The following is an 18,263-nucleotide window of genomic DNA, read 5'->3' as shown; positions in this document are numbered from 1 at the left end:
CGGCTGACCGACCCGGCTGACCGGCCCCGGCTGACCGGCCCCGGCTGCCGGGTCACTCGGGTGCCGGGCCGGAGGCCGTGCGCGGGGCGCTCTCCAGCGGGAAGACCTCCCGCAGCTCCTCCTTCATGGACCGCTGGAAGGCCGTCACCAGGGCCTGCACCACCATCGGTTGCATATGCGCGGAGAGCGACTTCATCCGCTCCAGCCGTTCGGGGTCCGGCTCCAGCTCCCGGTAGGGGTCCCACACCTCCTGTTTGAAGAGCCGGCTCAGCTCCCGTGCCGCGGAGCGGGCGTGCTCCAGCATCACCGAGCGGGCGGCCAGGATCGCCTCCTGCGAGATCGGGACGTCCAGCAGCCGCACCCCGAGCTGCACGAGCGCGGGATCGACGCGGAAGACGTCCGGGTCGTCCGTAGGGGCCAGCACGCTCATCGCCGCGAGGCGTTCGAGGTCGTCGTCGGTCAGCTCCCGGCCGACCCGGCCCTCCAGTTGGGAACGCGTCGTCTCGTCCACGGTGTCCGGCAGCCAGGAGGCCACGACCGCGCGGTGGATGGCCAGATCGTGGGCGCTGATGTCGTCGGGGAGCCGCTGCAGATAGCGTTCGATGGCCGCCAGGGTCATGCCCTGGTGCTGCAGTTCCTCGATGAGCGCCAGCCGGGAGAGGTGCTCGGGGCCGTAGCGGCCCACCCGGCGGGGTCCGATGGTGGGCGGGGGCAGCAGGCCGCGGGTGCTGTAGAAACGGAGCGTGCGCACCGTCACGCCCGCCCGGGCCGCGAGCTGGTCGACGGTGAGCTGGTCGAGGGGCTCGCCCGTCGTCCCGTTCTGCCGCTCCATCTGCCGCGCCCCTCTCACCGCGGCACCACTGGGGTGCCGTGCGTACCGATCGTGTTCAACAGTATTGCTGTCTCACCACTTATGTGAAACCTCGCCGGGCCGTACCGCTCCGCTCTCGCGGCGCCGTCGACGCGGCCGGGGCGCCGCGCTAGGCTCGCGGCAGGACGGCGGGGGCGTACCGGCTGCCCGCGGCGCGGGAGCCCCGGCGGCCGCGGTCGGCACCACTCATCGGCCACCTCACCTCCGGAGGCGCCATGACGACGATCCTGAGACTCCCCGGCGACGCGTCCGAACTGACCGTCCCCGACCTGTTATTGCGCAACGAGCGCGACCACGGGGACCTCCCGGCGCTCTCCTGGGGCACCGGCCGGGGCGGCCGCACCACGCTCAGCTGGGCCGAGGTCCGCCACCGCGTCGCCGAGACGGCCGCCGGACTCGGCGCGCTGGGCGTCACCCCCGGCGAGCACGTCCTGCTGATGATGGGAAACCGCCCCGAGCACTGGCTCACCGATCTGGCCCTGATGCACCTGGGCGCGGTGCCCGTCTCCGTCTACGGCACCGCCTCGCCCGAGCAGATCGCTCATATCGTCCGGCACTCGCGGGCCCGCCTGGCCGTCCTCGGGGGAGCGGAGGAGCGTTCCCGCTGGGAACAGCTGCCGGCCTGCGGGCAGCAGGGTTCCGGACGGCTCCGGCTCGTGGTGGCCGACACGGACGCGGCGGGCCCGCACACCGCCTGGAGCACCCTGCCGCAGTTGCACGACTCCGCCGCCTTCGAACGGACATGGCGCGGAGTGCGCCCCGAGGACCCGGTGACCGTCGTCTACACCTCCGGCACCACCGGCGACCCCAAGGGCGTGGTGATCAGCCACCGGAACGTGATCCTCAACGGCATCGCACTCGACGGGATCGCCGAACTGCCCGACCACGTCGACCACATCTGCTACCTGCCCTTCGCGCACATCGCCGAGCGGATGCTCGGCATCTACCTGCCGGTGCTGCGCGCCGGACACGTCCACCTGTGCCCCGACCCCGACCGGGTCGCCGCCCTGGTACGGGAGTTGCGACCGGCGCAGTTCTTCGGGGTGCCGCGGGTGTGGGAGAAGCTGGCCGCGGCCGTCCGCGCGGCGCTGGAGGCGCTGCCCGCGGAGCGGCGGGCCGCGGTTCAGGACGCCGCACGGGTGGCCCGCGCCCAGGTGCGCTGCCGTGAGCGGGGCCACGACCCCGACCCGCAGCTGGCGGCGGCCTACGAGAAGGCCCGGCACGAGGTCCTGCGGCCGCTGCTGGCGCCGGTGGGTTTCGACCGGCTGGTCTGGACGGCCAGCGCCTCCGCCCCGCTGCCGCCGGACCTGCAGGACTTCTGGGCGGGCCTGGGAGTGGTGATCATGGACGCCTGGGGGCTGACGGAGACCACCGGGGCGCTCACTCTCAACGGGCCCGCGGCCTTCCGCCTCGGCTCGGTGGGCCGCCCGCTGGGCGGCACGGAGGTCCGCACCGCCGGGGACGGTGAGATCCTGGTGCGCGGCAGCACCCTCTTCGCGGGCTATCTGCGCCCCGACGGTTCGGTCCGGCCCGATACCGACGCGGACGGCTGGTTCGCCACCGGGGACGTCGGGCGCGTCGACGAGGACGGCTTCCTGTGGCTGACCGACCGCAAGAAGGAGATGATCGTCACCTCCACGGGCAAGAACGTCTCCCCGACCCTGGTGGAGAACGCGCTCAAGGAGCACCCGCTGGTGGGCCAGGCGATGGTGCACGGGGACGGCCGCTCCTATCTGGTCGCCCTCCTGGTGCTGGACGCCGAGGAGCTCCCCGCCTGGGCGGCCCGCAACGGTGTCGAGGTGCCGCCGGGCCGGGCTGCTGCACTCCCCGCCGTCCGCGCCGAGATCGACCGTGCCGTGGCCGCCGCCAACGCCCGGCTCAACCGCACCGAACAGGTCAAGCGCCACCACCTGCTGGAGCGGGAGTGGACCCCGCAGACCGGGGAGCTGACCCCCTCGCTCAAGCTGCGGCGGCAGGTCGTACGCGACCGTTTCCGGCAGGTCATCGACGGGCTGTACGAAGATCAGGTGTGAGAACCCCCCAGGTGTGGCGTGCCTCACCGGGTAGCCGGGTCCGCCAGGAGGTCGGGTGTTGTCCGCGATGACCTCGCCGGGTCGGCGACGGGGCCGCCCGACTCCGGCGCGGGGCGCTCTCAAGCAGTCCATGAGCTCGTCGAAGACGGTGGAGCCGTCGACGTTGCCGGGCGGACGGCGACGGTCGGGGACAGTCCCCGGCCGTCGGCGGCGAGACGGGCCTTGGTCGTCGGTCCGCCACAGGAGCGCCGAGGCCCCGGCGAGCCGCCTCTTGCCGGCGCGCCGGGCGCGGGTGGGCCGGACCGCGGTTGCCCGGCGCGGTGCGGGGACGCCTCTTGGCGCAGCCTGCTTCAGCCCAGCCGCACCGGCAGCTCGTGGAGTTCGTTCTGGGTGATCGCGGGTTTGTTGCGCAGCTCCGCCGGGTCGACGGCCAGCCGCAGTCCGGGGAAACGCTCGAAGAGGGCGGGAAGGGCGACGAGCGCCTCCAGCCGGGACAGCGGCGCGCCGGGGCAGACATGGGGCCCGTGCCCGAAAGAGAGGTGGCGTGCGGGCGTGCGGGTGAGGTCGAACCGCTCCGCGTCCGGCCCGTGCTGCTCCTCGTCCCGTCCGATGGCGCCGTAGGAGATGATCACTGCATCGCCCCGCGCCACCGTGGCGCCGCCGACCTCCAGGTCCTCGGTGGCGAAGCGGATCAGCACATGTGTGGTGGGCGCGTCCCAGCGCAGGGTCTCCTCGACGGCGGCCTCCCAGCCGACCTCGCCCGACCGGAGCAGGGCGAGCTGTTCCGGACGGGTGAGCAGCGCCCGTACCGCGCTCACCAGCAGGCTGATCGTGGTCTCGTGTCCGGCGGTGATCAGCACCTGCACGGTGGCGACCACCTCCTCGTCGCTGAGCGAGTCGCCTTCCTCCGCGGCCGCCAGCAGCGCGCTCGTCAGATCGTCGCCGGGCGACTCCCGCTTCCGGGCGACCTCGGCGCCGAAGAGCGCACCCAGCTCGGCGATGATGGCCGGGACTTGCTCGGCCGGGGTGACGCTGCTGAAGAAGCCGTCGAACAGCGTGCGCAGCCGCGGGATCCGCGTGGTGTCGATGCCCAGCAGATCGCCGATCACCGCCATCGGCAGCGGGTAGGCGAAGGCGGACTTGAGATCGACCCGGCCCTCCGCGTCGGCCGCCGCCTCCAGACCGTCCAGCAGCGTGCGGGTGATCTGCTCGATACGGGGCCGCAGCGCCGCAACCCGGCGCGGAGTGAGCGCCTGCGCGGTCAGCGCGCGCAGCCTGCGGTGTTCGGGCCCGTCGAAGGTGAGCATGCTGGGGCCCGGGTCGGCCAGCCCGATCAGCGGCCAGGTCGGTGGGATCTCCCCGCGCCGGTAGGCGGCCCAGTGGTCGATGTTCTTCACCAGCCTGCTGTCCGTCAGCAGCTTGCGGGCCTCCGCGTGCCGGGTCACCGCCCACACCCGTACCCCGCCGGGCAGCTCGACGGGAGCCAGCGGCCCCGCGGCGCGGAGCCGGGCGCCCTCGCCGGCCAGGTCGCCGACCAGCGGATCGAGCACGATCACCGGGTCGGTGGCATCCGCACGGTCGGCGCCTGGGTCCGAACCGGTTCCGGTGACGGGGCACGAAGTCATCCATGGCCTCCTGCGGCGCTGGTGGGAGTCGGGGTGAAGCGGGCCGGCAGCGCTGCCAGCCCGCGCAGGAACGGCGAAGCACGCCAGACCAAGGCCTGCGGGCTGACCGCCAGGTCCAGGTCGGGCAGCCGGTCCAGCAGCACCTCGATCCCGGTGCGCGCGATGCCCTCGGCGAGGTCCTGGGCCGGATAGGGGCAGCGGTGCTCGCCGTGCCCGAAGGAGAGGAAGGCGCTGTTGCCGCCGGTGAAGACCGTGCGGTCCGGGCGGATCTGGGGGTCGCCGTTGGCGGCGGCGAAACTGAGCATCAGCAGATCGCCCGCCGGGATGTGCCGGCCGGCCAGCCGGGTGTCGCGGGTGGTCCAGCGGCCCGCGATGTTCTGGGTGGGGGTGTCCTCCCACAGCACCTCGTTCATGGCCTCGGCGACGCTGTGCCGGCCGCCGGAGAGCGAGGCGGCGAACCGCTCGTCGGTGAGCATCAGCCGCAGGGAGTTGCCGATCCAGTCCGCGGTCGGCTGGTGGCCCGCGACGATGTTCACCATCATGTCCTCGAGGAGCTCCTCGAAGGTGAACTCGGGCGCGTGGTCGTGGTGCAGCATCCGGGAGGCGACCCCGGCGCCCGGTGCGGAGCGCCGGGCGGCCAGCAGGGAGTGCATGGCCGCCTGCACCCGGTCCCGGCCGCGCAGCGCCTCCGGCCCGCCGTCGACCAGCGCGTTGATGCTGGGCACCAGTTCGGCTCCGGCCTCGTCGGAGAAGCCGTAGAGCCGGGCGAGCACCAGCGCGGGCAGCACCTTGGCGTACTCGGCGATCAGGTCGGCCGAGCCGCGTGCGCAGATGCCGTCGATCAGCCGGTCGGCGAACCGCTCGGCGTGGTTGCGCAGTTCGAACGGGTCGACCGCGGCCAGCGCGTCGCCGACCAGGGCCGCGCGGCGCCGGTGCCGCTCGCCGACGGTGTAGAGGATCGACGGCTGCTTGCCGACCATCGGCAGCAGCGGCCAGTCCGGGGGAATGTTCGGCCACTGGTTCCACAGCCCGGAGTCCCGGCTGAAGAGGGCCGGTTCGGAGGTGACCCGGTGCAGTTCACGGTAGCCGAGCACCAGCCAGCAGGGGACATCTCCCGGCAGCAGGACCGGGGCGAGGGGCCCGTGCTGCTCGTACATCTCGCGGTAGAGCCGCGCCCGGTCCTCGTTCTGGAAGCGCTGCCCCAGCAGCGGGACGGCGCCGGAGTCCGGATGGGCGGGACAGCCGGGCGGGGGCGCGGAGGCGGCGCCGGGGGGCTGGGGCGGTGTCACGGGGTGTTCTCCGGGGCGGAACGCGCGGTGGACAGGTCGTAGAGGTGGTTCACGAGAGCGAGCAGCACGTTCTTGCTGGATTCGCGGGACCGCGCGTCGCAGTCGAGGAGCGGGATCCCGGCGGGCAGGTCGAGAGCCTCGCGTACCTGATCGGTCGTGTGCGGGGGACCGCCGAAGTCGTTCCGCGCGACGATGAACGGGGTGCCGTGCGCCTCCAGCCGGTCGATGGCGTACCAGGAGTCCTCCAGTCGCCGGGTGTCCACCAGGACGACGGCGCCCAGGGTGCCGGCGAAGAGGCGGTCCCACAGGAACCAGAACCGCTCCTGCCCCGGCGCTCCGAACAGGTAGAGCACCGTCTCGTCGTCCAGGCTGATACGGCCGAAGTCGAAGGCGATCGTGGTGGTCGTCTTGCCCCGGACGGCGGCGAGGTCGTCGACGCCCTCCCCGGCGCGGGTCATGGTCTCCTCGGTGTTCAGCGGCCGGATGTCGCTGACGGCTCGCACCATGGTGGTCTTGCCCACGCCGAAGCCGCCGACGACCACGATCTTCAGGCCCTGGGCCGCGGTGCTGAGCAGCGGCGGGCGGGCCTCGGCGCCCGCTGCCGGCGCGGGGTTCGCTTCAGATGTTGCGGAGTCCAACGAGCACCTGCTTCAGAATGTCGGGGTCGGGCAGTGCGTCAGCGGTGCGGGCGCGCCGCGGATGGCGCGCGGTGATCCTCCCCTGGGAGAGGAGGTCGCCCAGCAGGATGCGGACGACACTCACCGGCAGGCCCAGATCGGCGGCCAGTTCCACGACTGCCGTGGGGAAGCGGCAGATGCGCAGGATCGCGGCGTGCTCCGACTGCATGCCGCGCGCCGGAGCGCACTCGCTGACCACGAGCGTCACCAGGTCGAAGGTCTCGGCTCCGGCCGCCGAGCGGCTGCGCCCGGCGGTCACGGTGTACAGCCGGTCCGGGTCCTCGTCCCGGCCCGGCCGGGTCATACGTCTCCGCCTCCGCGGCCGTCGTCCTCCCCGTCCGGCCGGCGCGGCGGAGCACTGAGGTGTTCGCTGAGCTGTTCGATCAGTTCGTTCATGTTGTGGCCGATGAGGCCGACATCGGAGTCCTCCTCGGCGACGACCGCCAGATGGGCGCCGTCGCCCGCCTCCACGACGAACAGGATGCCGCCGTAGAACTCGGCCATCGCCTGCCGGACTCCGCCGCGGCCGTCGCCGAACTCCACGGAGGCACCGTGCGACAGGCTCTGGATGCCGGCCGAGATGGCCGCGAGCTGGTCGGCCTGGTCGACGGAGAGCTCGGGTGTGCGGCACAGCTTGAGTCCGTCGCGGGAGAGCACGAGGGCGTGCCGGGCGCCCGGTGTGCGCTCCAGGAGGCTTTCCAGCAGCCAGTCGAGCTTGTCGTCAGTGATCATTCGGTGTCGTCCTCCGAGAGGGAAGAGGAGCGGGTGGGGGAGGAGTCGGACGGCCGGGAGCGCCGGCCGGTGTCTTCGGTGCCGGTGCCCTGGACGGCTCGCCGGAAGTCGCCGAACCGGGCGCCGGAGGGGCGTCTGGTGCCATGGGCCGCAGCGGGGCCGTCCGCGGTCTCCCCGGCGGTGGTCGTCTCCCGCTGTTCCGCGCCGGGTGCGGGTTCCGGGAGTCGCGAGGAGGTGGCCGAGGCACGGGCGACGGCGGCCAGGGTCTGCCCGCGCCGCCGCTTGGGCAGTCCGCTCTCGCCGAACTCCTGGGGCGGCGGTGCCGGAGTCGTCGGGGCGGCGTCCTCCCGCCGGTCGTGGCCCGGGGAGCGCCGCACGTCCGAGCCGGCCGGCTCCGGTGGGCGGGAGTGGACCGCCGCCGTGCCGTTCTGACGCCGGGCCGTAGGGCGTGCGGGGCTCCGCTCCGCGTGGGGCACGGGCGGGACCGCGGCGGCCGGGGCCGGCACCTCGGGGGGCTCCTCGTGGCGCGGTTCGGTCACCAACTCGTGCGGGACGCGCAGGAGTACGCCCGTGCCGCCGTGCGCGGAGGGGCGGAAGGAGACCTGCAGGCCGTGCTTGCGCGCCAGCCGCCCGACCACGGCCAGACCGAGCCGGGTGCCGGAGAGCGTGGTCAGGTCGCCGTGCTCGCCGGAGACGGCCTGCTCGGCCCGGCGCAGCGCGACGTCGCCCATCACCAGCCCGCCGTCCTCGACGGTGATGACGATTCCGGCGGCCACCTCCTCGACGTAGACGTGCACTTCGGAGGTGGGTGGTGAGAAGTTGGCCGCGTTGTCCATCAGTTCGGCCAGCGCGTGCATCACGCCTTCGGCCGCGTGACCCGCGACTGCGGCCTCGCTCGTGGAGTGCAGCCGCACCCGCTGGTAGCCGCTGATCCGGCCCATCGCGCCGCGCAGCACGGACTCCATCACGATCGGTTTGGCCCAGCGGCGGCCGGAGCGCGCGCCGGTCAATACGGCGAGCGAGTCGGCGATCCGGCCCGTCTGCGCGTTCCGGTGGTCGAGGTGCAGCAGATCGCCCAGCACGTCCTCGTCCGCGTGCCGGTGCTCCATCTCCCGCAGGTCGGCGGCCATGCTGGTGGCCAGTGCCTGTACCCGGCCCGCGGCGTTGGCGCAGGCCGACATCGCCGCTGCCCGCAGGGTCTCGCCCCGGTGGACCTCGTGCGCCAGGGCTGCCAGTACCCGGCGCTGCGCTTCGGAGGCCACCGGGGGCGTCTCGGCCAGCGCGGTCTCTGCCGAGGCGCCGCGGCGCAGCCGCTGCACGACGCCGGGGACCGTCGTGTCCGCGAAGCGGGCCTCGGCCGCGTCCCGTTCGGCCGCCTCGGCCCGAGCGGCTGCCACCTGGGCGCGCAGCGAGCGGCTGGTGAGCCGGGCGTGCACCGCGACCGCGACCGCCGTGCACAGCACAGCCCCCGCCGCGCCGGTGCCCCAGGCGACCGCGGTACGCGCGGTGTCGGCGCAGGTCTGGACGGTGATCAGGCAGGCGGCGCCGACGACCGCGACGGAGACCAGCAGGGCCAGTGCCGTGCCTTTGGCGGCCCCGCGACCGGCCGGGACCGTCGGGGCGCCGCCGGCGGTCGGCCCGGATGGGTCGACCGCCGTTCCGTCCGCGGCGGAGGCCGGAGGCGGTGGTATCTCGGGGGAGGTCATCAATCAGGTCCTAGGGAACGGAACCGGGCAGAGGCGAGAGCTTAGCCGCAGCCCTCCGATCAACGTCGCACCAATATAAGTCAGTTAGTGATCAGTAGGTAACACTGGGGTGTTCTGCCGCGGGGCATCCGCGACCGGTTCCGGCCCGCCGTACCGTTCGCCGCGCCGGGTTCCGCACCCCGCGCCGCGCCGGAACCGGAGGCCGCAGAGCGTCGTGCGGGCCCCGGAGGCATCATGAGAAGCGTGCAGACGAGCGAGGAACGACAGCCAGTGCGCACCGGGCCGGAGCCTCCGCCCCCGGACGGCATCCTGTGGGACGTGGTCGGCGAGGTCCGCCAGCTCCTGATGCTGCCCGCCGCGCTCACCCTGCAGGTCGCCCACCCCGCCGTGGGCGCCGGAGTGGACGAGCACTCCGTCTTCCGCACCGATCCCTGGGGCCGCGGGGAGCGCTCGCTGGGCAGCTTCCTGCTGTGGGTCTACGGCGGCGAGGAGGGGCTCGCGGAAGGACGCAGACTGCGTGAGCTGCACAAACACATCCAGGGCGTCGACGCGCACGGCCGCCCCTACCACGCGCTGACCCCCGCCTACTACGCGTGGGTGCACGCCACCGGCTTCCCCACCTACCGGCACGCGCAGCGCTACCTCGGCCGCCGCCCCTACACCGACGCCGAGGAGCGGCAGCTGTACGCCGAGTGGCTCCAGGTCGGCCGGGTGCTGGGGATCCACGAGCGGGACATGCCGCAGACGCGGGAGGAGTTCTGGCCCTACTGGCACCGAATGCTGGCCGAGGAGATCGAACCCACCCGGGTGGTCCGCGAGCTCACCTCGCTGAACACCGACATCCCGCCGCCGCCCTGGGGGCCGCGGCCCGTGCGGTGGACCGTCCGTGCGGTGTGGCCGCTGGTCGTTCCCGGGTTCGCCCGGCTCCGCCGCTTCCTGACCGTGGGACTGATGCCGCCCGAGGCACGCCAGGTCCTGGGGCTGCCCTGGACCTCGCGGCAGGAGCGGCGGCTGCGCCGCCTGGGCCGGGTGCTCGCCCGGACGCTTCCGCTCCTCCCGGAGCGCCTCCGCTACCTGCCCTACGCCCGCCGTGCCCGCGCGCAGCGCCGCTGACCTCGTGCCGGGGCGGCCCGGCTGCGAGGCGGCCCGGCCGGAGGACGGCCCGCACAGGCAGCGCCCGGCCCTCCCGCCCGCGGTGGCGCGGACGAGGGGCCGGGCGCTCCGTCGGGGACCGTCCCGCCGGGCGGAGCACCGGAGGAGTGCGCCGGGTCAGCGGCGCGGATGGTCCGCCGTGTGGATCTGCTTCCAGGAGCGGGGGCGCTCCGGAGCGCGGCCGGCGGTGAAGGCCGACGCGGGTGCGGCAGGCTTCGAGGGCTGGTACAGCCAGGTGTCGAAGAGTCCGGCCAGCGGCTTGCCGGACACCTTCTCCGCGTAGGCGACGAAGTCGCCCACCTCGGCGTTGCCGCCCCGGTGCGCCTTCGGCCAGCCCTTCAGCAGGGCGAGGAAGTCCTTGTCGCCGATCCTGTTGCGCAGCGCCTGCAGGGCCATGGCGCCGCGGTCGTAGACCGCCCGGTGGAACTGGTTGTCGGGGCCGGGGTCGCCCGGCGCGACCTTCCAGAAGGGGTCGTCCGCGGGGTGCGAGGCGTAGGCGTAGTCGGCCAACTCCTGTGCGGTGCCCTCACCCTGGTCCTCGGACCAGAGCCACTGCGCATACCGCGCGAACCCCTCGTTGAGCCAGATGTCCTTCCAGCCCTTCACCGAGACGCTGTCCCCGTACCACTGGTGGGCCATCTCGTGCACGACCACGGAGGTGTTGGAGCCGTCCGCGAAGTCGTCGGGGCTGTAGAAGGGGCGGGTCTGGGTCTCCAGCGCGAAGGTCGTGTCCGTGTTGGGCACATAGCCGCCCAGCGCGTCGAACGGGTAACTGCCGAAGTAGCCCTCCAGCCACTCGGTCAGCTCGGCCGTCCGCTCGACGCTGGCCCGTGCCGCGCCCTCGTGCTCGCCCAGGTCCTTGCTGTAGGCGTTGATGACGGGCAGCCCGGAGTCGGTCTCGGACGTCGTGATGTCGAACCTGCCGACCGCCAGAGTGGCCAGATAGGTGGCCTGCGGGGCGCGGGAGCGCCAGTTGAAGCGCGTCCAGCCGGCCCGGGTGCGCTGCGACTGGAGGGTGCCGTTGCTGAGGGCCTGGGTGCCTTCGGGGACGGCGACGCTGACGTCGTAGCTCGCCTTGTCGGTCGGATGGTCGTTGCTGGGGAACCACCACCACGCGGACTCGGGCTCGTTGGCCGCGACTCCGCCGTCCGGGGTGCGGTGCCAGGAGGTGAAACCGTCCACCTTCACCTTGGAGGGCGTCCCGTGGTAGCGGACCACGACGGTCGCCTTCTCGCCCTCGGTGAGCGGCTCGGCCGGGGTGATGCGCAGCTCGTGCGCCCCGGCGGTGCCGAAACGGGCCTTCTTCCCGTTCACCCGCACCTCGGTGACGTCCAGCGCGAAGTCCAGGTTGAACCGGGACAGGTCCTGCCGGGCGGTGGCCAGCAGGGTGGCGGTGCCCGCCAGTTCGTCCGTCTTCGGCCGGTAGGTGAGCCGAAGGTCGTAGTGGGAGACGTCGTAGCCGCCGTTCCCGTAGTCCGGGTAGTAGGGGTCGCCCGCGCCCGGTGCTCCCGGAGTCGGTTCGGCCGCCGAGGCCGGGGCCGCGAGCAGCAGCAGGGCCGCCGCTGCCGCACCCGGGACGATCAGTCTGTGGCGCACGAGTCCTCCAACTCATATGCGACAGGGGTCACTTCTTCCGAAACGTGTGTACTCCCGTGTCACATTGCATGTCCACAGCAACCAGCGTCATCCAGCCGCACCCGAGAACACCGTCCCCGCGCGGTCGCCGTTCCGGTGCGCGTACGTCATCCGCCCGCTTCGGGCGGCCCCACCAGCCGGGCGGCGTCCACCGCGCACCCCCACGAGACGGTGACACCAGCGCCGCCGTGCCCGTAGTTGTGCACGCACAGCGCGGTGCCGCCCCGCCCGTCGGAAATCCGCTCCGCCTCCAGCCGGACCCGGGGCCGGAACGGCCGCAGCCCCACCCGGTGTTCGAGCACCCTGGCCTGCGCCACCTCCGGGTGGACGGTGGCGCACCGGCGTACGATCTCCGCCGCCGTCGCCGGATCCGGCTCCCGCTCCTCGGCACCGTCCTCGGCCGTGCCGCCGAGTACCAGGCCGTAGGGCTGCGGCAGGAGGTACGTCGTCTCCCGGGCGCCGGCGCCCGCGGCGACATACCACTCCGCGACACCCGGGTTCTCCACCACGAGGATCTGGCCGCGCACCGGCCGCACCTGGGGGTCGGGCACCAGCTCGCGGGCGCCGAGCCCACTGCAGTTCACCACCGCGGGAGCTTCGGCCGCCGCCTCGGCGAGCGAACCGGCCGCACGCTGCTCCCAGCGCCCGCCCGCCGCCTCCAGACGGCCCCTCAGAAAACGGAGATAGCTGCCCATGTCGACCAGCGGAGCGCGGGGCGGCGTACCGGTCAGCGCGCTCCACTCCGCGGGCGGCGTGCTGTCCGGCATGCGCCCCCGGACCAGCCGCACCCCGGTGGCCGGCGGCTGCTCGGCGAGCCAGGAGAAGTGCCGGAAGGAGCGGACCGCCCAGTCCAGGGCCTGCCGCTCCGGTGCGATCCGGTACGGCCAGATCAGGCCGCCGGCCACCGCCGAGGTCGTCCCCTCCGGCGGGCTCGGACTCCACACGCGCACATCCGATCCACGCTCAGCCAGGACCACCGCCGTGGTCAGCCCGATGACTCCGCCGCCGAGGACGACCACGCCCCCGGTCCGTCGTGTGCTGCCCGCTGCCGTCCCCGTCACCCCGGTCATGCCGCGACACTACGGTGCCGGACACCGGCAGGTCACCGGCTCAGCGCCGTCAGCAGGGCCAGCGGGGCGGCCGCCGCCCAGGCACGCGGCGCACCTCCGTGCGGCGAGGGCACCGGCTCCGGCACGTCCTCGCGGGCGTAGCCGGCCAGCACCTGCGGCAACCGGTGGCCGCTCCGCTCGGCGGCGGCCAGCAGCCCGTCCGCGAGGCGCGCCGCCTCGGCCCGCAGGCTGTAGCGGGCCAGACCGAGTGCGATCAGCGCGTTGTCCTGCGGCTGGATGCCGCCGCGATGGCAGGAGAGCGGATGGTAGGCGGCCTGTCCGGCGGCCAGGGTGCGTACCCCCCACCCGGAGAAGAAGTCCGCCTCCAGCAGTCGCCGCCCCACCGTCTCGCCCCGGCGCTGCCCCAGGATGCCCGACCAGAGCAGATGCCCCGCGTCGGAGGCGAGCGCATCCACTTTCCGGCCCGACTCCTCCAGCGCGAGCGGCGGGAAGCCGCGCTCGGGCAGCCAGAAGTCGGCGCCGAAGCGCTCCCGCAGCCCCGCGGCGGCCCGCTCCAGCGAGCCGGCGAAGCCCGGGTCGCCCCAGACCGTACGGGCGAGCTCGGCGGTGCGGCACAGCGCGTCGTACGCGTACCCCTGCACCTCGGCCACCAGCACGGCACCGGTCGGCAGGGTGCCGTCGGCCGCGCAGATCGCGCCGGGCGAGTCCTTCCAGCTCCGGTCGCCCCCTCCGCCCTCGCCGGGCCGGCAGGCCAGATAGCCCAGGTCCGCCAGCCCGCCCCGGTCGAACATCCACCGCACCGCGGCCCGCGCCTGCGGCTCCAGCCGGCGGGCGAGTTCCGCTCCCGCGGCCCCCCGCTGCTCCGCGTAGGCGCCGAGGAGGACGAGGAAGAGCGGGGTGGAGTCGACGGAGCCGTAGGAACGCTCGTGCGGCAGCTGCCCGAAGGCGGTCAGCTCACCGTGCCGCAGCTCGTGGAGGATCTTCCCCGGCTCGGCGATCCGCCCCGGCTCCGCCTCGCCGTCCTGGGTGGCCGCCAGCGCGAGCAGCGTGGCCTCGGCGAGCAACGGGCGGTAGGGCAGTGTGAAGAAGGACGTCAGGAGCGAGTCACGGCCGAACAGGGTCAGATACCAGGGTGCTCCGGCACCCGGCACGCGCAGCGGGGCACCGTCCGACCCGGGGACGGTGACGCAGAGTCCGGCCAGGTCCGCGAGCCCCTGTTCGCAGGCGCGGGCCAGCTCCGGCCGACCGGTACGCAGACCGGGACGGGGCTCGGCGGTGGCGAACGCGTGCCGTGCGGCGGCCAGTTCGGACCGCACGGTGGCCGGGTCCGGTGCCTCGGCCGGGCCGGGGGCTGTCGCGTCCGGAGCACCGTGCGGCAGTGTCCGTACGCACAGCCGCAGCTCGACCGCCGCGTGCGGGGCCGGTTCCAGGAGCCAGCTCAGCCTGCGGGCCGTTCCGTCGGGCCCGGCGCCGTCCGTGCCCTCGGCGCCTGCCGCGGCGGCGGTCTCGGCGGGCGCGGGATCGGCGGTGACGACCGTACGGGTGTGCCAGTTCGTGCCCCGCCGGTAGTGGAACTCGACGCCGTCGGGGCGGGCGACGGTGCTCCGCGCCCGGTGCGGCTTGGTGAACTCCTGCCGCGACGAGCGCAGCTCCCTCTGGTCGGCGAAGTCGGCGTCCACGGTCAGGCTCACCCGTATCGGGGCGGCCGTGCCCTGATTGCTGACGACGCGTATCCGCTCGGTCAGCGCACCGTCCACCACGGCCTGCTCACGGAAGACCGTGCAGGCGGGCGGGGCCTCGCGGGTTCCGTGCGGGGTGAGGACGACCGCACCGCCATCGGCGCTCCCTTCCGGTTCCGCGAGTCCGTCCGCCGCGGCGGTCGGGAGGCGGTGGCCGTCGTCCCGCGCCGGCACGAGCACGGTGGGGGCGGCGCCGTCCAGCGTCAGCTGCCAGCGGCTCAGATGGCGGGTGTCCCGGCGGAAGAGCCCGTCCGCCGGCAGCGCTCCCATGGGCCCGGCGATGTCCCCGGAAGCGGCCAGTACCGCGAAGGTCCCGTCGTGCACGAGCAGCCGGTGCTCGATCGCCGTCATGGGGTCACGGTCCCTTCTCGGACGGGGGAACGGGCGAGGGCGCGGGTACGGGCGCGCGGGCCGCGGCGCCCTGTCCCGGGGCGGTGCCCTGGGCATTCGCGGCGTCCGCGGCGTCCGCGTCCCCTCCGAGCAGGTCCAGGGCGAGTGCGGCCGTCCAGCTGAAGTCACGGGCGCCGTGCCCCTGCCCGGTGTACGGGTCGAGGTACTCCGCGAAGCCACTGGCCGCCGCGGCGTGCAGCACCTCTGCGCGCAGCACGTCGGCCCGCGCGTGCTCACCGTGCTCCCGGAGCCCGCGCTCCAGCAGCCAGTTGACGTTGAACCAGGCCGGGCCCCGCCAGTAGCGGTTCCGGTCGAAGGACGCACCGCGCAGGTCGTAGCTGGGCAGCAGCCGCACCCGGGTGCCCAGTCCGAAGTGGTCGCCCTCGGCGGTGCTCAGCAGTGTCTCGACCAGAGGCCGGGGCAGGCCGGGCGCCACCAGCGGCAGCAGCCCCGCGGCACTGCGCTCGGGCACCAGCGCGCCGCCGTGCCCGTCGCGGCCCGAAGCCGCCCCGGCCCGCAGATCGCGGCAGTGGAACTGTCCGGTCCGGGGCGACCACAGCCGCTCCACCAGCGCCTCCGTGCGGGCCGCGGCGCGCCTGCGGTGGAGCGCGGCGTCGCCGTGCAGCTCCTCCGCGATCCGGGCCAGCGCGTACTCGGAGGCGATGAGCAGGGCGTTGAACCCCGGGTCCTCCACGGCGAAGGGGTGGGCAGCCGCCGCGTCGCGGTAGCCGTGCTCGCGGTACTCGGCGGCCAGCCGGACATAGCGTCCGTAGTCCAGGTCGGTGGGCCGGTCTCCCGCCGCGCCGTGCGCCAGGTCGGCGCGGCGGAACGACGCCGGGTCCGCCGGCTCGATCCGGGCCAGCGGCCCGTCCCAGCACGGGCTGTTGTCCATGCCCGGTTCCCAGGGGTGCACCGCGGCGGCCAGCCCGCCTCCGCCCAGATCCCGGTGCTCGGCGAGGTAGCGGTGCCAGGCCGCGAGCCGCGGGTACACCCCGGCCAGGAAGCCGCGCCGGGCCGAGGCGCACGGGTCGGTGCGGTGCACCAGCCAGGCGGCCAGCGCGTGCACGGGCGGCTGCACCACACCGGAGGTCTCGACCGCACGCGGCGCCCCGGCGGCGGCACCCGCCGAGGAGGAGCGCCAGAAGTCGGGGCTGGGGAAGTAGGCGTCGAGCGGCACCGCGGGATGGAAGACGATGTGCGGGACGCGTCCGTCACCCCACTGCGCGGCCAGCAGTGTCTCCAGTTCCTGCTGCGCCCGCACCGGGGAGAGGTGGCGCAGCCCGATGGCGATGAACGCCGAGTCCCAGCTCCACTGGTGCGGATACAGCGCGCGGGAGGGCACGGTGGAGGTGCCGTTCCGGTTGGCGAGCAGTACCCGGCAGGCGGAGCGGCGCAGTCCGCGGTGTTCCGTCTGCCGCGGCGGGGTGGTGGCGCGGGCGCGTGCGGCGGCGGGGCCGACACCGGTCGACGGCAGTGGAGGGGTCACCGCGCCACCCCGCCGGGACGGGCGGTACCGCCCGCCGGGGTGCGTCCGCCCGGCGTCCTCCGCCCGCCGGGAAGCGCCTCCCGCCCGCCGCCCGGAAGCGGTCGCTCCCGGCAGGCCGTCCTGACCATGCTCCGCCCTTCGCGCTCTCGCGGTGGCCGCCTACGCGGCATATGTCCGGCACTCGGGCCCCTGCGCGTGCTCTTCCGCTTCCGCCGCTGCCACGGCGCGAGCCGCCGGGACTCCGTGAGTTTCGTCGAAGATACCTGGTAGTTACGTCTTGTGAACAGACATAACTGACGATGAGATGTGTCACTCGCGGTCGAAACCAGGACCCGGACCAGGCTGCCGAACCCCGCGCGAGCTGTGCCGACGTCCGCGGGGGATGCGGGCGCCGGACCCTAGGCGCGACGCCGGACCCGAGGTACGACGCCGGACCCGAGGCGGCGGTCGGCACCGGATCCGGGACCCGGCGGGCCGGTGCCCACAGCCGGCGGGTGCCGACGGCGCCGGGGCCGCTGAGCGGCGCTGATGGCAGGATGCGGTGGTACCCCGACCGTCCCCGTCGTCCTGCCGTTCCCGCCGCCGGGCGCCGCTGACCGCGGACCGGCGACCGCGGACGAGAGCGGACGAGAGCTGAGGAGAGCATGACCGGCACCACCGGCAACCAGTCGAGCGCGGGCCACCTGCTGCGGCTCATCCGGGACGGCCGGGCCACCACCCGCGGCGCCCTCCAGCAGGTCACCGGGCTGTCCAGGTCCACCGTCGGCCACCGGCTCGACCAGCTCTTCGCCGCGGGCTGGCTGCGCGAGGGCGAGCCGGCGCCCGAGCCCGGCTCCACCGGCGGTCGGCCCTCGACGCGGCTGGAATTCGACGCCGGGCACGCCGTGGTCCTCGCAGCCGACCTCGGTACCCGGCACGCCACCGCGGGCCTGCTCGACCTCGCCGGGAACGTGCTGGCCCACACCTCCGGCCCGATGCTCGTCGGCGACGGACCCGAGACGGTGCTCGACCGGCTGGCGCGGTGGTTCGCCGCGCTGCTCGCCGAGCACGGCACGGACCCGGCCCGCGTCTGCGGCATCGGCCTGTCGGTACCCGGCCCGGTCGACGTCGACTCCGGAGTGGTCGTCCAGCCGCCGATCATGCCCGGCTGGGACGGCTGTCCGCTGCCCGACCGGATGCGGGCCGCCTACACGGCCCACGTGCGGTCCGCGGCGCCTCCGGCCGTCCTCGTCGACAACGACGCCAACCTCATGGCCTACGCCGAACAGCGCGCCGGCTACCCCGACTGCGCGGCGTTCCTGCTGGTCAAGGTCGCCACCGGGATCGGCGCCGGCGTCGTCGTCGACGGGCAGCCCTACCGGGGCACGGACGGCGGCGCGGGCGACATCGGGCACATCCGGCTGCACGACTTCCCCGACGCGCTGTGCATGTGCGGCAACCACGGCTGCCTCGCCGCCGTCGCCAGCGGCCGGGCGCTGGCCGAACAGCTCACCGCCGCCGGGGTGCCCACCACCTCCGGCTCCGGCGTCCGCGACCACCTCGCCGCCGGCCGCCCGGAGGCGGTGCGGCTGGCCCGGGACGCCGGACGGCTGGTGGGGGAGGTGCTGGTCACGGTGGTCACCCTGCTCAACCCCGGGGTGCTGATGATCGCCGGTGACCTGGCGGGCACCCCGTTCGTGACCGGCGTACGGGAACTGCTCTACCAGCGCGCCATGCCCCGTACGACCGCGCACCTGAACGTGGTCACCTCCCGGCTCGGCGAGCGCGCGGGCCTGACCGGTGCCGCGGCGCTGGTCGTCGAGGACCGCTACGCCCCCGCCCGGGCCGACGCCCGCCTGGCCGCCCTGGCCGGCTGAGC

The 18,263-nt window shown here is 74.4% G+C and carries 14 protein-coding genes; 3 read left to right on the top strand and 11 right to left on the bottom strand.

Annotated features, from left to right (window positions below):
- Positions 1-52: 52 nt before the first annotated feature.
- The gene (locus tag ACFYNS_RS06440) at positions 53-832 is read right to left on the bottom strand and encodes a MerR family transcriptional regulator (RefSeq protein ID WP_360297430.1); all 780 of its coding nucleotides are present in this window, start codon (positions 830-832) and stop codon (positions 53-55) included.
- Positions 833-1,086: 254 nt separating this feature from the next.
- Here ACFYNS_RS06440 and ACFYNS_RS06435 point away from each other — a divergent pair, with 254 nt between their 5' ends.
- Positions 1,087-2,904, top strand: coding sequence for an AMP-dependent synthetase/ligase (locus tag ACFYNS_RS06435; RefSeq protein ID WP_388601169.1), 1,818 nt, complete (start codon positions 1,087-1,089; stop codon positions 2,902-2,904).
- Positions 2,905-3,254: 350 nt separating this feature from the next.
- Here ACFYNS_RS06435 and ACFYNS_RS06430 read toward each other — a convergent pair whose 3' ends face one another.
- From ACFYNS_RS06430 to ACFYNS_RS06405, 6 genes are read right to left on the bottom strand one after another with little or no spacing between them, the layout of a single operon-like run.
- Positions 3,255-4,529: a cytochrome P450 gene (locus ACFYNS_RS06430; RefSeq protein WP_360297424.1), complete on the bottom strand. Its 1,275-nt coding sequence runs from the start codon at positions 4,527-4,529 to the stop codon at positions 3,255-3,257.
- Entirely contained in the window at positions 4,526-5,818 is a 1,293-nt protein-coding gene (locus ACFYNS_RS06425; protein ID WP_388601166.1) for a cytochrome P450, read from the bottom strand. The genes ACFYNS_RS06430 and ACFYNS_RS06425 overlap by 4 nt, the downstream gene beginning before the upstream one ends.
- The gene (locus ACFYNS_RS06420) at positions 5,815-6,456 is read right to left on the bottom strand and encodes an ATP/GTP-binding protein (protein ID WP_360297421.1); all 642 of its coding nucleotides are present in this window, start codon (positions 6,454-6,456) and stop codon (positions 5,815-5,817) included. The genes ACFYNS_RS06425 and ACFYNS_RS06420 overlap by 4 nt, the downstream gene beginning before the upstream one ends.
- Positions 6,437-6,799, bottom strand: a complete 363-nt coding sequence (locus ACFYNS_RS06415; protein ID WP_360297418.1) for a DUF742 domain-containing protein — start codon at positions 6,797-6,799, stop codon at positions 6,437-6,439. Before ACFYNS_RS06415 ends, ACFYNS_RS06420 begins: the two co-directional genes overlap by 20 nt.
- Positions 6,796-7,227, bottom strand: a complete 432-nt coding sequence (locus ACFYNS_RS06410; protein WP_360297415.1) for a roadblock/LC7 domain-containing protein — start codon at positions 7,225-7,227, stop codon at positions 6,796-6,798. Before ACFYNS_RS06410 ends, ACFYNS_RS06415 begins: the two co-directional genes overlap by 4 nt.
- A complete protein-coding gene (locus ACFYNS_RS06405) occupies positions 7,224-8,933 on the bottom strand; it encodes an ATP-binding protein (RefSeq protein WP_388601163.1) in 1,710 nt (569 codons plus the stop codon). The genes ACFYNS_RS06410 and ACFYNS_RS06405 overlap by 4 nt, the downstream gene beginning before the upstream one ends.
- A 234-nt stretch (positions 8,934-9,167) precedes the next feature.
- On the opposite strand from ACFYNS_RS06405, the gene ACFYNS_RS06400 reads away from it, so the two are divergent.
- Complete coding sequence (locus ACFYNS_RS06400) at positions 9,168-10,046, top strand: oxygenase MpaB family protein (RefSeq protein ID WP_360297410.1); 879 nt, start codon at positions 9,168-9,170, stop codon at positions 10,044-10,046.
- A gap of 156 nt (positions 10,047-10,202) precedes the next feature.
- Here ACFYNS_RS06400 and ACFYNS_RS06395 read toward each other — a convergent pair whose 3' ends face one another.
- The 4 genes from ACFYNS_RS06395 to ACFYNS_RS06380 form a co-directional block, all read right to left on the bottom strand.
- Positions 10,203-11,681 carry a M1 family metallopeptidase gene (locus ACFYNS_RS06395; RefSeq protein WP_360297407.1) on the bottom strand — a complete coding sequence of 493 codons (1,479 nt, stop codon included), beginning with the start codon at positions 11,679-11,681 and terminating at the stop codon, positions 10,203-10,205.
- Between the two features lie 146 nt (positions 11,682-11,827).
- Complete coding sequence (locus tag ACFYNS_RS06390; RefSeq protein WP_360297404.1) at positions 11,828-12,790, bottom strand: FAD-dependent oxidoreductase; 963 nt, start codon at positions 12,788-12,790, stop codon at positions 11,828-11,830.
- A 32-nt stretch (positions 12,791-12,822) separates the two neighbouring features.
- The gene (locus ACFYNS_RS06385; protein WP_388601160.1) at positions 12,823-14,880 is read right to left on the bottom strand and encodes a glycogen debranching N-terminal domain-containing protein; all 2,058 of its coding nucleotides are present in this window, start codon (positions 14,878-14,880) and stop codon (positions 12,823-12,825) included.
- A gap of 4 nt (positions 14,881-14,884) precedes the next feature.
- Entirely contained in the window at positions 14,885-16,405 is a 1,521-nt protein-coding gene (locus ACFYNS_RS06380; RefSeq protein WP_388601157.1) for a hypothetical protein, read from the bottom strand.
- A 644-nt stretch (positions 16,406-17,049) separates the two neighbouring features.
- Between ACFYNS_RS06380 and ACFYNS_RS06375 the strand changes: the two genes are divergently transcribed.
- The gene (locus ACFYNS_RS06375; RefSeq protein WP_388601155.1) at positions 17,050-18,261 is read left to right on the top strand and encodes an ROK family protein; all 1,212 of its coding nucleotides are present in this window, start codon (positions 17,050-17,052) and stop codon (positions 18,259-18,261) included.
- Positions 18,262-18,263 lie beyond the last annotated feature (2 nt).

Source organism: Streptomyces sp. NPDC006925 (assembly GCF_042869575.1).
GTDB lineage: Bacteria > Actinomycetota > Actinomycetes > Streptomycetales > Streptomycetaceae > Streptomyces.
Note: the sequence above shows the minus strand (reverse complement) of the source record. Positions and strands in the feature narration are given on the sequence as shown.

Coding starts and splice junctions, on each gene's coding strand:
- ACFYNS_RS06415 (WP_360297418.1), bottom strand. CDS start 6,799: ATGACCCGGCCGGGCCGGGACGAGGACCCGGACCGGCTGTACACCGTG.
- ACFYNS_RS06435 (WP_388601169.1), top strand. CDS start 1,087: ATGACGACGATCCTGAGACTCCCCGGCGACGCGTCCGAACTGACCGTC.
- ACFYNS_RS06410 (WP_360297415.1), bottom strand. CDS start 7,227: ATGATCACTGACGACAAGCTCGACTGGCTGCTGGAAAGCCTCCTGGAG.
- ACFYNS_RS06375 (WP_388601155.1), top strand. CDS start 17,050: ATGACCGGCACCACCGGCAACCAGTCGAGCGCGGGCCACCTGCTGCGG.
- ACFYNS_RS06440 (WP_360297430.1), bottom strand. CDS start 832: ATGGAGCGGCAGAACGGGACGACGGGCGAGCCCCTCGACCAGCTCACC.
- ACFYNS_RS06390 (WP_360297404.1), bottom strand. CDS start 12,790: ATGACCGGGGTGACGGGGACGGCAGCGGGCAGCACACGACGGACCGGG.
- ACFYNS_RS06400 (WP_360297410.1), top strand. CDS start 9,168: ATGAGAAGCGTGCAGACGAGCGAGGAACGACAGCCAGTGCGCACCGGG.
- ACFYNS_RS06405 (WP_388601163.1), bottom strand. CDS start 8,933: ATGACCTCCCCCGAGATACCACCGCCTCCGGCCTCCGCCGCGGACGGA.
- ACFYNS_RS06430 (WP_360297424.1), bottom strand. CDS start 4,529: ATGACTTCGTGCCCCGTCACCGGAACCGGTTCGGACCCAGGCGCCGAC.
- ACFYNS_RS06385 (WP_388601160.1), bottom strand. CDS start 14,880: ATGACGGCGATCGAGCACCGGCTGCTCGTGCACGACGGGACCTTCGCG.